Raw genomic sequence first — 18,004 nt, forward strand, 5'->3', positions numbered from 1 at the left:
GATAGACATGGGGGCAGGGCGGATTTCACGCCCTGCCGGATCAGGTGCCTGGGATCAGGTGCCCGATTTGATTTTGGTCCACATGCGCGTCGCCTTGCGCTGAACCTTGGTGGGATAGGCCTCTTTGATATAGAGGTTCTTGACGGTTTCCGCGTCCGGGTAGATCGCCGGATCGCCGATCACATCCTCTTCCAGGAACTCCTGAGAGGCTTTGTTGCCGTTGGCGTAATAGACGTAGTTCGAGGCCGCGGCCATGTTGTTCGCGTCCATGATGAAGTTCAGGAACTTATGGGCGCCATCGGGATTCGGGGCGTCAACCGGGATGGTCATCTGGTCGAACCACATCAGGGCGCCTTCTTTTGGCGCGTGGTATTCGATCTCAACACCGTTCTCCGCTTCGGCGGCGCGATCGCGCGCCTGCAGGATGTCGCCAGACCAGCCAAAGGCCACGCAGATATCGCCATTGGCCAGAGCATTGATGTATTCGGAACTGTGGAACTTCTTGATATGCGGACGCACGGCCATCAGGACCGGCTCTGCCTTGGCGATGACATCGGGGTCCATGCTGTTGGGGTCTTCACCGATGTATTTCAGTGCTGCCGGGATCATCTCATCCGGTGCATCCAGGAAGTAAACGCCGCAGTTGGCGAGCTTTTCCATGTTCGCCGGGTCAAAAACCAGATCCAGCGAGTCGAGTGGTGCATCTGCCCCCAACGCTTCCTGAACCTTGGCGACATTGGCGCCGATACCTGTGGTGCCCCACATGTAGTTGATGGAGTATTCGTTGCCGGGGTCATAGAGCCCGGTCCGCTCTTCGATGGCTTCCCACATGTTGGAGAGATTGGGCAGCACATCCTTGTTCAGCTTTTGAAAGGAGCCAGCCTGGATCTGGCGCGCCATGAAAGAGCCTGTCGGCACCACGACGTCATAACCGGATCCACCGGCCAGCATTTTGGTTTCCAGAACCTCGTTGCTGTCGAAGACGTCGTAGATCAGCTTGATGCCGGTCTCTTCTTCAAATTTCGCCAGGAGCTCTTCGTCGATATAGTCCGACCAGTTATAGACTCGCACTTCGTCTGCAATTGCGGCATTGCCAAGCAAGGCGACGACGGCGGTCATTGTCATCGTTTTGAGTGTCATGAGTTTCTCCCTGTGGGTACCGGTGTGAGCCCGGCTGAGCCTAATTTGATCAAGTTTTGCCTCTTTGGGCAATACTGTTTATGTTTCCACTGGGCGAAACTTGGTGCAAGCTGCCCAAAATTTAGGAGGAAAAACCCAGGTGTCGGTGACTAAATCAGCAGCTCAGGCAGCCCATGGTGAGGCGGCAAAACAGCCTGCCCATGAGACCGTTTATCAGAAGCTGCGGGCGCAGATTCTTTTTGGTGAATTGGCCCCAGGACAGGCGGTCACGATCCAGGGTCTGACAGAGTCTTTGGGGGCTGGCATGACGCCGGTCCGTGAGGCCATCCGCCGATTGATTTCGGATGGTGCTTTGATGTTTCAAGGCAACCGTCGTGTCTCGGTCCCGCAGTTGCGTTCCGAAGATATTGATGAGATAAGTTTTGTAAGAAAATCAATAGAGTCTGAGCTGGCTCGCCGTGCTGCGCAGCGGGTTACACCAGAGCAGATCGCAAAGCTGGAAGCTATCGATATTGCGCTGGATCGGGCCATCGCCACCGGCGATGTCGCGGGCTACCTGGTGCAGAACTACAGCTTTCACTCAGAGCTCTACGGATATGCTCAGGCGCCGATCCTTTCGGACCTCGCAGATCGGCTTTGGTTGCGCTTTGGCCCCTCCCTCCGTGTGGTCTGTGGTCGCCTGGGGACGCAGAGCTTTCCGGACCGCCACAAAGACATCATTGATGCCATGCGTCAGAATGATCCGGAAAAAGTGGCCTATGCGATGGAAATGGACGTGGCACAGGGCATGGAACAGGTGAGTCAGGGGTTAGGAGCGGCAAACTGATTCGATTGACATTCGAAAATTTGATCATATTCTGGGGGCAATCTTCTATTGCTGGAGGCTGTCCTATGACCGCGATAACCAACCACCTGCCCACGGCCGAGCTTCAGGCGCTGGATTCGGCTCATCATATGCACCCTTTCACCGCCAATGGTGAACTGGGCGAAAAAGGCGCGCGTATTATCACCCGCGCAAATGGCGTTACCCTGACAGATAGTGAAGGGAATGAAATCCTGGATGCTATGGCTGGTCTGTGGTGCGTCAACATCGGCTATGGCCGTGATGAGCTGGCCGATGTTGCGGCCCGTCAGATGCGTGAGCTGCCTTATTATAATACCTTTTTCCAGACCACCCATGTGCCGGCTATCGCACTGGCGGCCAAGATCGCTGAACTTGCGCCGGGTGATCTGAACCATGTCTTCTTTGCGGGCTCTGGTTCCGAAGCGAATGACACCAATATTCGCATGGTGCGCCACTACTGGGCGTTAAAGGGTAAACCCAGCAAGTCTATTATTATCAGCCGCAAAAACGCATACCACGGCTCCTCAGTCGGAAGTGGTAGCCTGGGCGGCATGACTGCGATGCATGAGCAGGGCGGTCTGCCTATCCCAGATATTCACCACATCAACCAACCGAATTGGTGGGCTGAGGGCGGTGATATGCCTGAGGAAGAGTTCGGCCTGCAGCGCGCCCGCGAGCTGGAAGAGGCGATTCTGGAGCTGGGCGAAGACCGGATTGCCGCTTTTATCGCGGAGCCGGTTCAGGGTGCAGGTGGAGTAATCCTACCCCCAGCCAGCTATTGGCCGGAAATCCAGCGGATCTGCGACAAATATGAGATCCTGCTGATCGCGGATGAGGTCATCTGCGGTTTTGGGCGTACCGGAAACTGGTTTGGCTCCGAAACACAGGGCATTCGCCCTGATATCATGACCATCGCCAAGGGGCTCTCCTCTGGTTACTCCCCCATCGGCGGCTCCATTGTCAGCGATGAGGTTGCAGCGGTGATCGGCAGCGATGAGTTCAATCACGGCTATACCTACTCTGGTCACCCGGTGGCCGCCGCGGTAGCGCTGGAGAACCTGCGCATCCTAGAAGAAGAGAAGGTGATTGAGCATGTGCGAGATGTCGCGGCGCCCTATTTGAAAGAGAAATGGGAAGCACTGATGGATCACCCGTTGGTGGGTGAAGCCAAGATCGTGGGCATGATGGGCTCGATCGCTCTGACCCCCAACAAAGAGACTCGCGCCGCGTTTGATGCGCCGGGGACGGTGGGATACATCTGCCGCGAGCGCTGCTTTGCCAACAACCTGGTGATGCGTCATGTCGGCGACCGGATGATCATCTCTCCGCCTCTGGTCATCAGCACGGAAGAAATCGACACCCTTATCGAGCGCGCCCGCAAGTCCCTGGATGAATGCCATGCGACCCTGAAAGAAAAGGGTTTGATCTAAGGTATTAGTTGGAGGTTGGTTTCCTCCTGGTGATAATAATGCGCCCCCTGCGAAAGATTCGCTGGGGGCTTTTTTTGGGGGAAATCCTATCATCATGGCGCCAAGTGCCGCATTTGGGTGGAGTTGGGTCGCAAAAGGTCTCCTAAGGTTAAGGGCAACGGGGTCTACTTGAGGGGAAGTATCTTTTTCAGAGGCGGATTGCCCGGAATTGACGGGCATCAGAAGGACCATTGGGAAAGATTATTTTTTTCATACCTAGCGCTTGCTATGCTTGGTATGCCAACATTGACTAAGAAGCGCAGAAACAATCTGCCGACCAAAACACGGGGAGCCTGCTTTGGCTGATGCGTCAAACGTCGATGCGTTCGTAGAATTCGAACGTGTCCAGAAGAGCTACGACGGTGAGAACCTTGTCGTAAAAGATCTCAACCTCTCTCTGCCGAAAGGCGAGTTTCTGACAATGCTGGGGCCCTCAGGATCAGGTAAGACTACCTGCCTGATGATGTTGGCTGGTTTTGAAACCGCGACCCATGGCGATATTCGTCTGGACGGGGTTTCTATTAACAACATCCCACCCCATAAGCGCGGCATCGGCATGGTGTTTCAGAACTATGCGCTGTTCCCGCATATGACCATCGCCGAAAACCTCTCTTTCCCGCTGGAAGTCCGCAAGATGGGCAAGTCTCAGCGTGAGGAAAAGGTGAAGCGCGCGCTTGATATGGTGGAAATGGGCGCCTTTGGTGGCCGCCGCCCCTCGCAGCTTTCCGGTGGTCAACAGCAGCGAATCGCCCTAGCGCGGGCTCTTGTGTTTGAACCTGAACTGGTTCTGATGGACGAACCGCTGGGCGCGCTCGACAAGCAGCTGCGCGAAAAGATGCAGTTCGAAATCACCCATCTGGCGCACCGTCTGGGCATTACCGTGGTCTATGTGACCCACGACCAGACCGAAGCCCTGACCATGTCGGACCGCGTGGCGGTTTTCGACGACGGCCGGATCCAGCAGATCGCACCACCGGATCAGCTCTATGAAAGCCCTGAAAACAGCTTTGTTGCCCAGTTTATTGGTGAAAACAACACGCTGGAAGGTGTTGTCAAAGAGATCAATGGCGATGTTGCCCTGGTTCAGCTGGACGATGGTGAGCTGATCGACTGTAAGCCGGTCAATGTCAGCAAGCCGGGTGAGCGTACGCGTGTTTCGATCCGTCCAGAGCGTGTGGAATACAACAAAGACCGCTTGCAAGAGGGGGCACATACCCTGAAAGCTGAAGTGCTGGAGTTCATCTATATGGGTGACATCTTCCGCACACGTCTTCGCGTCGCGGGCAACGATGAGTTTGTCATTAAGACGCGTAACGCGCCGGATGTGGAACGCCTGCAACCGGGTCAACAGATCGAAATTGGCTGGTTGCCAGAAGATTGCCGCGCCCTGGACGCTTGATCCAGGCGCGAGCCCAAACCCGGCAGACTAAGGACCGGGTGCATAATGTTAAACAAACAAATTCAACAAGGAGAGAGTGTTCATGAAACTCACCAAACTGACTGCCTTGGCCGCAACGACAGCGCTGTGCGCGCCGATGGCCTTCGCCGAGGACATGGCCAATGAAATGACCATCGTGTCCTGGGGCGGCGCCTACTCCAAGTCGCAGCTGAAGGCCTATCATGAGCCCTATTCGGAAAAGACCGGCGTCACCATTCTAAATGATGACAGCTCTGCCGAAGCCGTGGCCAAACTGCGTGCGATGAACGAAGCGGGCAACGTGACCTGGGACGTTGTGGACGTTGTTGCGGCGGACGCGATGCGTCTCTGCGACGAAGGCCTGGCGATGGAAATCGACGCTGACAACCAACTGGCTGCAGCACCCGACGGCACTCCTGCGTCTGAAGATTTCGGCGACCTCCTGGTTTCCGAGTGCTTCATCCCTCAGATCGTGTACTCCACAACTTTCGGCTACCGCACCGACTTGGTTGGCGATAACGCCCCGACTTCTGTCTGCGCAATCTTCGACACCGAGGCCTATCCGGGCAAGCGTTCGCTTGAAAAGCGTCCAATCAACAACATGGAATGGGCTCTGATCTGTGACGGCGTCGCCAAGGACGAAGTTTATGAGGTTCTCGAAACTTCTGAAGGCCAGGACCGCGCTCTGGCGAAACTCAACACCATCAAGGACAACGTGATCTGGTGGTCTGCTGGTGCCGATACTCCGCAGCTGCTGGCGGACGGCGAAGTTGTGATGGGTTCCACCTACAACGGCCGCCTGTTCTCGGTTATCGAAGAGCAGAAGCAGCCGGTTGCGATGCTGTGGGACGCGCAGGTCTTCGATCTGGACGGTTGGATCATTCCAGCAGGTCTGAGCCCCGAGCGTCAGGCACGTGCACTCGACTATATCATGTTCGCAACCGACACTCAGCGTCTGGCGGATCAGGCCAAGTACATCTCCTACGGTCCTGCACGCGCATCTTCCGCGCCGCTGGTCGGTCAGCACGCAGAACTTGGTATCGACATGGCGCCACATATGCCAACCGATCCTGAGAACGCCAAGAACACCTTCCTCTACAACTATGAGTTCTGGGCAGATTACCGCGATGACATCGACGCCAAATTCCAGGCGTGGCTCGCGAAGTAATTCATTGACCTAAAACACTGGAAGGGGCCCAAATGGCCCCTTCCACCGGCAAAAAATGTCCAAACAAAAACTAAGCCTGGACTAACAAGACCAACGGGGAAGATATGACCGATACAACCGCTTCCGGCGGGCCCGTGCTTGCTGCGGATGGCACGCCGCTCAAGAAAAGCCTCGCCCGTGCCCTCCGGCTCCAGAAGATACGCGCGCTAGGCCTGATTGCACCGCTGCTGATATTCGTATTGGTGTCCTTCATCATCCCGATCGGCTCGATGCTGACGCGCTCTGTCAATAATGACATCGTTGCCGATACCTTGCCCTTGACCGTCGAGGCCCTGCAGACCTGGGACGCCGACAGCGGCGAGCTGCCGGATGAAGCCGTCTATGCCGCCTTTGTCTCTGATATGGTGACCGCGATCGAGGCCAAGCAGCACACCCGTCTTGGCACGCGTTTGAACTATGAGCAGACAGGCATGTCCTCGCTGTTCCGCAAATCCGGGCGTAAGATCAAGAAACTCGACCCCACCACCGACGGGCCCTTCAAGGAAACCCTGATTGGCATCAACAAAAGCTGGGGTGATGTGGAGACCTGGCGGGTTCTGAAGACCCATTCGGTCCGCGTCACCAATGGCTATTTCCTCAATGCCATCGACATGCAGCGCACCCCCGAAGGGGCGCAGGCGCAGCCCGAGGACAAGCAAATCCTGATCACCCTATTCCAGCGCACGCTGGTGATGTCCATGGTGATCACCGTGTCCTGCATCATTCTTGGCTACCCGGTGGCCTGGATTCTTGCCAACCTGCCGGCGCGCACCGCCAATATGTTGATGATCCTTGTGCTCCTGCCCTTCTGGACCTCGCTGCTGGTGCGGACCTCCGCCTGGAAAGTGATGCTGCAGCAGCAGGGCGTTATCAACGAGGTGCTGGTCTGGATCGGCCTGGTTGCCGATGACGCCCGCCTGGTGATGATCAACAACCAGTTCGGCACCATCGTGGCGATGACCCATATCCTACTGCCCTTTATGATCCTGCCGATGTATTCAGTGATGCAGACCATTCAGCCGACCTATCTGCGCGCGGCGAAATCCATGGGTGCCACCAACTGGACTGCCTTCTGGCGGGTGTACTTCCCGCTTTCGGTGCCGGGTATCGGCGCGGGCTCCATCCTCGTATTCATTCTGGCGATTGGCTACTACATCACGCCTGAAATCGTCGGCGGCACCAAGGGTGTCTTTATCTCCAACCGGATCGCCTATCACATCTCCAGCTCGTTGAACTGGGGGCTGGCTGCGGCCCTTGGCACCATCCTTCTGGCGGTGGTTCTGATCCTCTACTGGGCCTATGACAAGATCGTGGGCATCGACAACGTGAAGCTGGGATAACGACAATGGCCGCACTTACTCCTATCTCCCGCAAGCCCATGTCGCTGGTTCTGCCCACCGTGGCAGCCGCCGGTGGCTTCTTCGGCCTCTTTGTCGGCACCGCCAATGGCTCCGGCCCCATGGGGGTTCTTCTAGGCGCTGCTCTGGTGACTGCCATGGCCGTGGTCTATATCCACGTGCTGAAGAACGAGCCGCTGGCAAAATGGATCACCATAGCCGTCATGGCGGTGATCGGCTTTGTCCTTGGTGGCATCGCGCTGATGATCGTCGGCGCAGCGGCCGGCTGGTTCTTCCAATGGTTCATTCATTGGCTTTATGAGGGCCGCTACCGCGCCCGTCTGCTGCCCTATCTGACTCCGGGGCAGGTGCTCTGGCACTATGGCTTCCGGGTCATTTGCGGCGCGATCTTCGTCTTCCTGATCACGCCGATCCTGGTGGTGATGCCGCTCAGCTTCAACGCAGAGGACTTCTTTACCTTCACCCCTGAGATGCTGCGCCTGGATCCCGAAGGCTATTCGCTGAAGCATTACCAGGACTTCTTCAGCAACAATGAATGGCAGCGCTCCTTCAAGAACTCGCTAATCATTGCGCCGATCGCCACCTTCATCTCCGTGAGCCTGGGCACCCTGGCAGCCATCGGCCTCAGCCAGAGCCACGTGCCCTTCCGCCGTGCGATCATGGCGATCCTGATCTCGCCCATGATCGTTCCGCTGATCATCTCGGCAACCGGCATGTTCTTCTTCTACTCGGATATCGGTAACTGGCTGGAAGGTGCCCTGGGTCTGAACAAGTCCTTTGTTGGCTATATCAAAGTGGTTTTGGCCCATGCGGTTCTGGGAATTCCCTTTGTGATCATCACCGTGACGGCAACCCTCGTGGGCTTTGACCGCTCACTGACCCGTGCTGCGGCCAATATGGGTGCCGGTCCGGTTACTACCTTCTTCCGGGTACAGATGCCGCTGATCCTGCCTGGTGTTATCTCCGGCGGCCTCTTTGCCTTCATCACCTCCTTTGACGAGGTTGTGGTGGTGCTCTTTGTCGGCTCGGCCGGTCAGAAGACCTTGCCATGGCAGATGTTCACCGGCCTGCGTGAGCAGATTTCACCCACCATCCTGGCGGTAGCGACAATCCTGGTGGCGATTTCCATCGCGCTTCTGGCGACCGTGGAAATGCTGCGCCGTCGTTCGGAACGCCTACGGGGTATGAGCCCGACTTAAACAGGCGGAGACAAGCTATTTGAAAAAGGCCTCAGGTTTTACTGGGGCCTTTTTTGCTTTGGAGGACTTCGCTGATTGCTGCTGTCTGTGTTTCTATCTGATCCAGTGCTTCGCGAAGTAGCGGCACCCGTTTGGGGCGAAAGCTCTTATCTGTGATTTCCAGATTTCTCATCCTGTCCAGGCGAAAAACCCTGAAATCCTGACGGAGCAGACATAAGGCCACAAGGGCTGAGGACTGGTCGAAATATACCAAACCCAAAGGTCTGACCTGTCGTTTTGTTTCTGCCCCCTTTGCATCGCAGTAGCCGAAAAAGACCTCTTTTTCCTCCCAGGTTGCCTGCCGCAAATCCCGAACCGAAATTTCTGGCTGCGAGGGGCGTTGAAACCGATGTGCGGCCAGGACTGCATGGCGCAGTCGGTTGGATTGGCGTGCAGGCAGGCGGGCTTGCAGCTTTCGCAGAGCATTGCTGGCCGCTTCGGAGAGATCAGGATCACCGATTTGCTCGACCTCTCTTAGACCAAGGACCAATGCTTCAAGTTCGGTATCACGAAACCCCATTGGTGGCAGAGCGTTGTCTTCGATGAGGGTAAAGCCAAAGCCCGCTTCACCGTCGATGATTGCGCCCAGCTCGCGCAGAGTCGCGATGTCACGGTGAATACTACGAGCGGAAACCCCTAGATCCTGACCAAGGGCCTGAGCCGTTCGAGGACCGCTGCCCTGGCGCAGAGCCTGCATCAATTGAAAGAGACGATGTGTTCTAGACATTGTAGGGATCATATTACCCCTAATGACAAAAATTGTCATTAGGGCGCGTTAGCTATCCTGTAGTTCAAACACAGGATTGTAGAATGCTCACTCTTCTAACCTACCCAAAAAATGGTGTTGTTTTCAGCCTAAGCCCCTTTTGCGTAAAGGCAGCGCTCTTGCTGGATTTTGCCAATGAGACATGGCAACGGGAGGATCTGAATGATCCGCGCAAGATGCCCCATGGTAAACTCCCGGTACTCAGGGCTGGTGACCAATTGATCCCCGACAGTCAGAACATCCGAAGGTATCTAGAGCAGAAAGGCACGGATTTTGATCCCGGATTATCCAGCCAGGAGAAGGCGCAGGCGCAGGCCTACATCCGAATGGCGGAGGATTCGCTCTACTTTCACATCGTTGAGGATCGCTGGAACAACGACCTGGTTTGGCCGACGATTCGGGACAACTACTTTGAGGAAATCCCAGCTTTGATCCGGCGGCCGGTGACAAATGCAATTCGTAAATCGGTTAAACAAGGGCTTCGATTTCAAGGGATTGACCGCTTTGGCAGTGCCGAACGGATGGAGCGGCTTGATGACCAGCTGCGATCGATTTCTGAATTGGTACAGGAACGGGGCTTCTTGATGGGCGCCAGGGTTAGCAGTGCTGACCTCAGCGTTGCGCCCATGATCCAGGCACTAGGGACAACCATGGTGCAAACGCCATCGGTTCTTCGGGTTCTGACGGACTCGGTTCTGACGGGTTATGTCGAGCGGGTTCTGCAGGAGGTTTCTGTATCCTACAGATCGGCGGGCTTTGTCAGGGAAGCGGCATAGAGACTGAAACGACCCTGTATCCTTGAAGGTGAAAACTTGGAGAAAGGACGGTGGTCTTATCAAGACCGCCGTTTGCGCTCCACCTTGCGTTTGATCTTGGCTGCCTTGTGTTTGGATTTGGCCTTTTTGCGTTTGGCACTATGTCCTGCGGGGCTGCGGCGGCCGTGGCGGGTGCCGCCATGGCTCTTGGGCAGGCTCTCGTCCTCGAGCGTCAGGAGCTCCAGCTCCAACCCGCCAGTCACTGGGGCCGCCTGGGTCAGGCGGACGGTGACGCGCTGGCCGATGGAGATCATCAGGCCGGTATCGGCACCCATCAGGGTATTGGCCTGGGCATCGTAATGGAAAAACTCGCGCCCGATGGAGCGCACCGGAACCAGCCCGTCGGCGCCAGTCTCATCAAGCTTTACAAAGGCGCCAAAACGCGCCAGCCCGGCGATGCGCCCGGAAAACTCATTGCCAACCCGCTCAGACAGATAGGAGGCCAGATACCGGTCGATGGTGTCGCGTTCGGCAATCATTGAGCGGCGCTCGGTCTGAGAGATATGCGTTGCTGTCTCTTCCAGGCCCTCGGCTTCCTCATGCGATAGACCGTCATTGCCCCAGCCATGGGAGGCAATCAGCGAGCGGTGCACAATCAGATCCGCATAGCGCCGGATCGGTGAGGTGAAATGCGCGTAATTCCTGAGGGCCAGGCCAAAGTGCCCATAATTCTCGGGCGTATAGTAGGCCTGCTGCATGGAGCGCAGCGTGCTGATATTGATCAGCTCCGCATCATCGGTCCCCGCGGCGCCATTCAAAAGCGCGTTCAGGTGCCGGGTCTGCAGAACCTGCCCTTTGGCCAAGCTGAGCCCCGCCGCCTGGGCAGTCTCTCGCAGCGCTTCCAGTTTTTCCGGCGAAGGCTCTTCATGGACCCGGAACAGCAGTGGTGAGCGTTTCTTGATCAAGGTTTCGGCGGCGGCGACATTGGCGAGGATCATGAATTCCTCGATCAATTTGTGTGCATCCAGCCGGTCGCGGAAGGCAACAGAGGTGACCTCACCCTCTTCGCTGAGTACGATCCGGCGTTCCGGCAGGTCCAGGTCCAGCGGCTCTCGGGCAGCGCGGGCTTTCTTCAGGGCTCCATAGGCCGCGTAGAGCGGTTTGATCACCGGCTCCAGGAAGGGTGCTGTGCGGTCATTCGGGGTGCCATCCATGGCCTCTTGCACTTCGCCATAGTGTAGCGAGGCGGCAGAGCGCATCAGCGCGCGCTGGAAACGGTGCGAGATCAGATTACCCTCTGCATCCACCTGCATGCGCACAGCGATACAGGCGCGCGGCACGCCCTCGTGGAGGGAGCAGAGATCGCCCGAGAGATGGTCCGGCAGCATCGGCACGACGCGATCCGGGAAATAGCTGGAATTGCCGCGTTTGCGGGCCTCTCGGTCCAGTGCGCTGCCGGGTCTCACATAGGCGGCGACATCAGCGATAGCGACCCAGATGATATGGCCGCCGGGGTTCTTGGGGTCTTCATCCGCATGAGCATAGCAGGCGTCATCGTGGTCGCGCGCATCCGCCGGGTCGATAGTGATCAGCGGCATATCCCGCAGATCTTCACGCCCTTTCAGACCCATTGGCTTGGCAGCATCGGCTTCTGCGATGACCTTGTCCGGAAAGTCATCCGGAATGCCATGCTGGTGGATGGCAATCAGCGAGACCGCCTTGGGCGCGCTGGGATCACCGAGGCGTTCAACTACACGGGCGCGAGGCAGGCCCATCCGGCCCTTTGGTCCAGCCTGTTCGGCCTCGACCAGTTCGCCATCGCGGGCGCCCATCATGGCATCGCCCATGACGCTCCACTCGGAGGCGCTGGCCTTGTCGATCGGCACGATGCGGCCGCCTTCTGCCCCTTTGCGGAAGATGCCAATGACCCGTTTCGGGTTGCTGCCGATGCGGCGGATCAACCGGGCCTCATAGTGGTGGTTTTCACCGCTCACCTTAGTGAGCCGCGCCAGGATACGGTCCCCGGCGCCCAAAGCGGGTCCGGCGGCACTGGGGATTATCAGAACGCCTGGTTCCACCCCTTCGCCATGCCACTCCAAGGGTTGGGCAAAGAGATCGCCATTTTCGTCCGGAGCCTTGACCAAGAGCACGGTGACTGGCGGCAATTGATCCGGGTCACGGTAGGTCTTGTTGCGCTTTTGCAGGTGGCCCTCAGCCTCCAGCTCTTTCAGCAGGCGTTTGAGATCAATGCGCTCTGCCCCCTTGATGCCAAAGGCCTTGGCAATATCGCGTTTCGATGTCTGGGTCGGGTGGGCGCTGATCCAGTCGAGGATCTCAGCCTTGGAAGGAATACGGGTCATATCTTCGCCTAACATGCTGCGCGGGGCGGGTCATCGGCAAAACGTGCAAAACGGATACAGCCTACTTAAGATCAGCGCCGGTATCCACGTCCTGTAGCTCATCAATCAAGGCAATGCGCCAGTCTGCCAAGGTAGTAAGTGAGTCTGCCAGGGCATGTTCTGTCGACCAGCGCACATTCTGAAAGATGCCTATGGGTAACTGTGTGGGGTGCTTTGCTCCAACAAGCCAATAGCCCCCATCCGGTGCCGGGCCAAAAACCGCCTCGTGATCGCCTAGTGCTGTAAAGGCGCGGGCGATATGGGTGCGAGTGATGCCGGGAATATCGGCCCCGATGAGGCAGACCGGCCCTGTGGTCTGGCTGTGCGCTCGCGTGGTTTGCAACATGCGTTTCATGCGCGCGCCCAGATCGCCCGGGCCTTGCGGTAGGCGTAGAAGATCGGCAGGCCAAACGGGTGATGTCACCGCCTTGTCGGGGGCAACAGCCAGCACGAGCTGCCACCGGGGGTCGCGCAGACGGCGGATCAGCTGGGCGCTTTGGTGGCGGAACCACCATGTTGCGGGGATCATGCCAATATCACGCGCCAGCCTGGTTTTGACGCGACCGGGCCTGGGTTCTTTGATCATAATGACGAGAACGGGCTTCATTGATGTCCTGCTGCTGCCTGATCTTTGGCGGAGGAAGTCAGGTGAAATAGTCTTTCAGGATGCGAGTATAGATCGCTTTGAGCTGTTCGATCTGCTCGACTGGCACGTTTTCATCCACCTGATGCATGGTCTTGCCGACCAGGCCAAATTCCACCACAGGGCAGTGGTGCTTCACAAAGCGCGCATCCGAGGTGCCGCCGGTGGTCGAAAGCTCCGGCCGCCGACCGGTTTCAGCCTCAACCGCATTGGCCACCAAATCGGAAAGCGTTCCAGGTGGAGTGATGAAGCTCTCGCCAGAAATCTTAATCTTCATTGCTACACTAGCGCCGAATTCGTCTTGGATACGCTCCGCTTCGCTCTGTAGCCACTCTGTCAGTCCAGCACCGGTATGGGCGTCATTAAAGCGGATGTTCACCGTCGATGTGCACTGCGCCGGGATCACATTGGTGGCTGGATTGCCGGTGTCTATGGTGACGACAGCCAGGGTGGAGGCATCAAAATGCTCGGTACCCTTGTCCAGCTCGTGGCTGGCAAGACGGTCCATCAGCCGCGCCATGGCGTTCAGCGGGTTGTTGGCGCGATGGGGATAGGCAGAATGGCCCTGCTTGCCGGTCACTGTGAACCAGGCCGTCATCGAACCACGACGCCCGATCTTGATCATTTCCCCCATTTCATTGGGGCAGGTGGGTTCACCCACCAGGCAGACATCCATCTGTTCCTTGGCTTCTGAAATATAGTCCAGAAGTGCTGTGGTGCCATCAAGGGCATCCGCTTCTTCATCGCCAGTGATAGTCAGAATGACCGACCCATCAGGCGGGGTATTGCGGGTAAAATCAATGGCGGCGGCAACAAAGGCAGCTACGCCGGATTTCATGTCGGTTGCACCGCGCCCATACATGATGCCGTCTTTCACTTCGGCGCCAAAGGGGGGCATGCTCCAGGCTGACTCATCACCCAGTGGCACCACATCTGTGTGTCCGTTAAAGCCGAAGCTGCGCGGATGACCCTTATTGCCCCAGCGCGCAAAGAGGTTGCAGATCCCGCCACGGTCCACGCGGGTGCAGGCAAAACCAGCCTCTGACAACAGGTTCTCCAGCAGCACCAAGGCGCCCCCTTCTTCGGGTGTAACCGAGGGGCAGCGGATCAGGTCGGCGGTCAATTGAATCGGGTCGATTGCGGACATGGAAATGCTCCTATTTCGGTGAGAGACACCGTTTCACGCTGCGTTTTGGTCTAGCGGGCTTTTGAGAGGCTTGCAAATGGCGTGGTTCAGCACGAGCAAAGCTCGGCCAGGTTGTAAATATGTTGTTGAATCGCAATATATTTGACGGGGAACGCCGGGCAAGAAGTTCCATTGACTTATTGTGATTGATGAAGCTTGCGCGAATGTGATGCAGCTCCTAAGACCTATTTGCATACCATGTAGATGCTTCCTAGGTGACCGGTGCGCGCATTCCGATTTATACTGAGTTTAACCTTCCTGTTCTGGGGTAGCGCGCTGCTGGCGCAGGTTTTGACTCTCAACACGGTCACCCGCCCACCGTTTTCGATGGTTGAAGACGGAAAGGAAACCGGTTTCTCCATCGAGTTGATGCAAGAGATTGCCCGCCGGATGGAGTGGCAGTTTGAAGTGAACCGCCTGGATGCTTTTTCTCAAATGTTGGGGGAAGTACGGGCTGGGGAGGCTGATCTGGCCGCCGCGAATATCTCTATCACTGCTTCACGAGAGGCAGTGATGGATTTCAGCCAGCCGGTTTTCGAAAGTGGCCTGCAGATCATGGTGCAGGCAGATGATGTGAGCGAACCCTCGCTGCTGCATGCACTGATGTCCTGGGATTTGGCGCTGGCGATTGGCCTGGCCTTTTTGATGCTCTTGGTGGGCGGGATGTTCATGTGGGTTCTGGAGCGTCGCGCCCAGCCCTATTTTGATCGGCCTTTGAAAGAGGCCTGGTTTCCCTCCTTCTGGTGGGCCTTGAACTTGGTCGTGAACGGAGGGTTCGAAGAGCGGGTTCCTCGTACTCCGATTGGCCGGATGTTTGGTGTGCTCCTGGTGCTTTCCTCTTTGTTCATCGTGTCGATCTTCGTGGCCAAGATCACTGCAGTGATGACGGTTGAGGCGATCACGGGATCGGTCAATTCAGTGAATGATCTTTACGGTAAGCGCACCGGTACGATCGAGGGGTCCACGGCCTCGGGTTTTCTGCTGCGTCGTGAAATCGACTACATTGGCTTTCGGGATCTGGATGAGTTGTTTGCCGCTTTTGAAGCGGGAGAGATCCGCGCGGTGGTCTTTGATGCACCCGTGTTGAACTACTACGTTCAGCACGAAGGCCAAGCCTATGGGCGAACCGTCGGGACCCCGTTCCTGCGCGAATACTATGGCTTTGTTTTCCCTCAAGGCTCTGCCTTGACTGAAGAGGTCAACCGCACGCTTCTGGAGATGCAGGAAGACGGGACCTATGCCGGGATCTATCACAGCTGGTTTGGCCGCCTGCAATAGGCTTGACCACTTTGGACAAAAGCCCGGGATGAAGTACCTGGAAGAAGCCGCTTAGACCGTACTCAGGTAAGCTGCTGATTTTACCTTTTCAGGCATAGTCTTAGTGTAGGGTTGCTTCTTGGCCATCAAAGAATGGGGTCATCTGGGCAACAATAACGGCATTCTCATCCAGGGCGCGTTGCATCAGGTCCCGTTCATCGTCTCCGATCTCATGTCCCTCGGCCTCACGTTCAGCCAGAGTTCCATATCCGGTGACATCCAAAGGCGCGGTATCCGCCTGTTTCAGGATCGCGACGGTTTCCCGCACTGCCTCGGCCTCATCCACGCCTGACGCATAGACCATGAGCGCAGCCCCGGTCGCACCTTCTGGCAGACCGTCACCTTCCTTGCGACCGATCTGAACCACAAGGGTATAGACTTGCTGACGGGATACTTTCTTCTTTTCCATATCGTCGCCATAGCGCCCTCCGGGTATGAGGGTCAATGGGATTTCCCAGTTTGCAAAAAGCGGGGTCAGCGTCCTCTACTTTTTGGCACGTTTACGCAGCATCAAGGGTCATTGGTTAAACATGCAGGTGATTCCAGTTGCAGGTGCCGCTGGAAGGCTGTCCCTCTTGGAGAACTATTGCAATGCCCACGGCCACAGAACTACCGATCAATACCTCTGTCTCAGCGGAGCAAATGGCTGAGGCGATGTTTGGCAATGGGATCTCCATTGTGAACGCGACCTATACGGGCGCGACCAATGCTTCGGGCATTTATTCCAATGGGGACAGTACTGCGGATGCGATCACGCCCTCCGATACCGGGGTCATCCTCTCTACTGGGGATGCGCGGGATGTGACCAACAGCAGCGGCAGTTCAAACACGAACGTTGCGGCCAACACATCTACCAACAATCATACTGCTGGTGATTCCGACCTGACAGGCATTGCAGGGGCTGCGACCTATGACGCGGCTGTTATTGAAGCGGATTTCATTCCGGATGGTTCTACCCTGACAATGCAGTTTGTCTTTTCCTCGGAAGAGTACCTCGAATATGTGAACGCGGGTTTCAACGATGCTGTTGGTGTTTGGGTCAATGGGGTCCAAGCAGAGATGACGATTGGAACGGGCGATATTTCAATCGACAACATCAATACAGAATCGAACGAGAATCTCTATGTTGACAACCCACGAACGGGTGATTCTTTTAACACCGAGATGGATGGTTTTACCGTTACTCTGACGCTTACCGCGCCGGTGAACCCTGGTGTTGTGAACAGCATCAAGATCGGGATCGCGGATTCCGGTGACCGGATCTACGATTCGAATTTGTTGATCGCGGGCGATTCCATTCAAACGGCCCTTGTTGCTGCAGACGATGAAGTCACAGTTTTAGAAGGTGATGAAGCCGTCCTGGATGTGCTCGCGAACGATGAACATGGTGATGGGGCAACCCTGACCATCACCCATATCAACAACCAACCGGTTGTGGTTGGATCTACCGTGACCCTGGCAGGTGGTGAAGAGATCACGCTGAATGCGGATGGAACCTTTACGGTTGCCGGTCAGCCCGATGTCGATGTGGATGAAGAGACAGTCTTCTCTTATACCGTTGCGGATGATCAGGGGAATACGGACACCGCCTTTGTCGAAATGACAACGGTGCCTTGCTTTGTTGCAGGCACTCTGATCGAGACCAGCCAAGGCCCACATTTGGTAGAAGCCCTGGAGCCGGGTGTGTTGATCCGAACCCGGGACAATGGCATGCAGCCTCTGCGCTGGATTGGGAAAAGCACCCGACGGGCCAAGGGGGTGACTGCGCCGGTGCATTTCAAGGCCGGTGCGCTGGGAGATCACCAAGCACTGGAGCTTTCCCCTAATCACCGGGTGCTTTTGACCAGTGAATGGGCTGGCGTGCTCTTTGGTGCAACCGAGGTTCTGGTGAAAGCCAAGGATCTTATCAATGATCATAGCATCCGGCGCCGCGAAGACGGGGGCTCGGTAACCTATTGTCATCTGCTGTTCGACCAACATGAGATCATATGCGGCAACGGGCTGGAAAGCGAAAGCTACCATCCGGGAGATGAGACCCTGGATGCCTTTGACCAGGAAACACGCGCGGAAATCCTCTCCCTGATGGAGAGTGATCCCGATAGCTATGGCGCCTGCGTGCGTAGATCTCTGCGGTCCTATGAGGCGAGAGCTTTGCTGCAACAAAGCAGCAACGAAGCTGTTTAGGGGGTTTGCCCCATCTGGAAATGCTTGGCTTCCACCGCTGTCGCGGATAGCCCTCAACCTGGTTGAAACTTGACCGGGTAA

General features: G+C 56.7%; 15 protein-coding genes. 9 read left to right on the forward strand and 6 right to left on the reverse strand.

The features are described 5' to 3' along the window. Positions 1 to 54 precede the first annotated feature (54 nt). Positions 55 to 1,140 carry a polyamine ABC transporter substrate-binding protein gene (locus RSK20926_RS08430; RefSeq protein ID WP_008205829.1) on the reverse strand — a complete coding sequence of 362 codons (1,086 nt, stop codon included), beginning with the start codon at positions 1,138 to 1,140 and terminating at the stop codon, positions 55 to 57. Positions 1,141 to 1,279: 139 nt separating this feature from the next. Between RSK20926_RS08430 and RSK20926_RS08435 the strand changes: the two genes are divergently transcribed. The 6 genes from RSK20926_RS08435 to RSK20926_RS08460 all read left to right on the forward strand — a co-directional run bounded on the left by RSK20926_RS08435 (position 1,280) and on the right by RSK20926_RS08460 (position 8,634). Continuing rightward, positions 1,280 to 1,966 carry a GntR family transcriptional regulator gene (locus RSK20926_RS08435; RefSeq protein ID WP_442852519.1) on the forward strand — a complete coding sequence of 229 codons (687 nt, stop codon included), beginning with the start codon at positions 1,280 to 1,282 and terminating at the stop codon, positions 1,964 to 1,966. Between the two features lie 65 nt (positions 1,967 to 2,031). Further along, positions 2,032 to 3,414 carry an aspartate aminotransferase family protein gene (locus tag RSK20926_RS08440; protein WP_008205832.1) on the forward strand — a complete coding sequence of 461 codons (1,383 nt, stop codon included), beginning with the start codon at positions 2,032 to 2,034 and terminating at the stop codon, positions 3,412 to 3,414. Positions 3,415 to 3,751: 337 nt separating this feature from the next. Then, positions 3,752 to 4,852: an ABC transporter ATP-binding protein gene (locus RSK20926_RS08445; protein WP_008205834.1), complete on the forward strand. Its 1,101-nt coding sequence runs from the start codon at positions 3,752 to 3,754 to the stop codon at positions 4,850 to 4,852. Between the two features lie 82 nt (positions 4,853 to 4,934). Further along, a complete protein-coding gene (locus RSK20926_RS08450; RefSeq protein ID WP_008205835.1) occupies positions 4,935 to 6,038 on the forward strand; it encodes an extracellular solute-binding protein in 1,104 nt (367 codons plus the stop codon). A gap of 104 nt (positions 6,039 to 6,142) precedes the next feature. After that, complete coding sequence (locus RSK20926_RS08455; RefSeq protein ID WP_008205836.1) at positions 6,143 to 7,417, forward strand: ABC transporter permease; 1,275 nt, start codon at positions 6,143 to 6,145, stop codon at positions 7,415 to 7,417. A 5-nt stretch (positions 7,418 to 7,422) separates the two neighbouring features. After that, entirely contained in the window at positions 7,423 to 8,634 is a 1,212-nt protein-coding gene (locus RSK20926_RS08460) for an ABC transporter permease (RefSeq protein ID WP_037254372.1), read from the forward strand. 31 nt (positions 8,635 to 8,665) lie between these two features. Here the strand turns inward: RSK20926_RS08460 and RSK20926_RS08465 are convergent, their stop codons facing one another. Further along, positions 8,666 to 9,400 carry a helix-turn-helix transcriptional regulator gene (locus RSK20926_RS08465; protein ID WP_050773059.1) on the reverse strand — a complete coding sequence of 245 codons (735 nt, stop codon included), beginning with the start codon at positions 9,398 to 9,400 and terminating at the stop codon, positions 8,666 to 8,668. Positions 9,401 to 9,483: 83 nt separating this feature from the next. On the opposite strand from RSK20926_RS08465, the gene RSK20926_RS08470 reads away from it, so the two are divergent. Continuing rightward, the gene (locus tag RSK20926_RS08470) at positions 9,484 to 10,215 is read left to right on the forward strand and encodes a glutathione S-transferase family protein (RefSeq protein ID WP_008205841.1); all 732 of its coding nucleotides are present in this window, start codon (positions 9,484 to 9,486) and stop codon (positions 10,213 to 10,215) included. 59 nt (positions 10,216 to 10,274) lie between these two features. Here the strand turns inward: RSK20926_RS08470 and rnr are convergent, their stop codons facing one another. The 3 genes from rnr to dapE all read right to left on the reverse strand — a co-directional run bounded on the left by rnr (position 10,275) and on the right by dapE (position 14,383). After that, positions 10,275 to 12,554 (reverse strand): ribonuclease R, encoded by a 2,280-nt coding sequence (rnr, locus tag RSK20926_RS08475; protein WP_037254375.1) that lies wholly within the window; start codon positions 12,552 to 12,554, stop codon positions 10,275 to 10,277. A gap of 61 nt (positions 12,555 to 12,615) precedes the next feature. Next, positions 12,616 to 13,200 (reverse strand): TIGR04282 family arsenosugar biosynthesis glycosyltransferase, encoded by a 585-nt coding sequence (locus tag RSK20926_RS08480; RefSeq protein ID WP_008205844.1) that lies wholly within the window; start codon positions 13,198 to 13,200, stop codon positions 12,616 to 12,618. 37 nt (positions 13,201 to 13,237) lie between these two features. Next, positions 13,238 to 14,383, reverse strand: coding sequence for a succinyl-diaminopimelate desuccinylase (gene dapE, locus RSK20926_RS08485; RefSeq protein ID WP_008205846.1), 1,146 nt, complete (start codon positions 14,381 to 14,383; stop codon positions 13,238 to 13,240). A gap of 261 nt (positions 14,384 to 14,644) precedes the next feature. Here dapE and RSK20926_RS08490 point away from each other — a divergent pair, with 261 nt between their 5' ends. Beyond that, on the forward strand, positions 14,645 to 15,700 hold the full coding sequence (locus tag RSK20926_RS08490) for a transporter substrate-binding domain-containing protein (protein ID WP_037254377.1): 1,056 nt from the start codon (positions 14,645 to 14,647) through the stop codon (positions 15,698 to 15,700). Positions 15,701 to 15,800: 100 nt separating this feature from the next. Here RSK20926_RS08490 and RSK20926_RS08495 read toward each other — a convergent pair whose 3' ends face one another. Next, complete coding sequence (locus tag RSK20926_RS08495; protein WP_050773061.1) at positions 15,801 to 16,148, reverse strand: hypothetical protein; 348 nt, start codon at positions 16,146 to 16,148, stop codon at positions 15,801 to 15,803. A gap of 182 nt (positions 16,149 to 16,330) precedes the next feature. Here RSK20926_RS08495 and RSK20926_RS08500 point away from each other — a divergent pair, with 182 nt between their 5' ends. Further along, the gene (locus tag RSK20926_RS08500) at positions 16,331 to 17,923 is read left to right on the forward strand and encodes a choice-of-anchor L domain-containing protein (protein WP_008205850.1); all 1,593 of its coding nucleotides are present in this window, start codon (positions 16,331 to 16,333) and stop codon (positions 17,921 to 17,923) included. The last annotated feature ends 81 nt before the right edge of the window (positions 17,924 to 18,004 follow it).

The organism is Roseobacter sp. SK209-2-6, assembly GCF_000169455.1.
Lineage (GTDB): Bacteria > Pseudomonadota > Alphaproteobacteria > Rhodobacterales > Rhodobacteraceae > Pseudophaeobacter.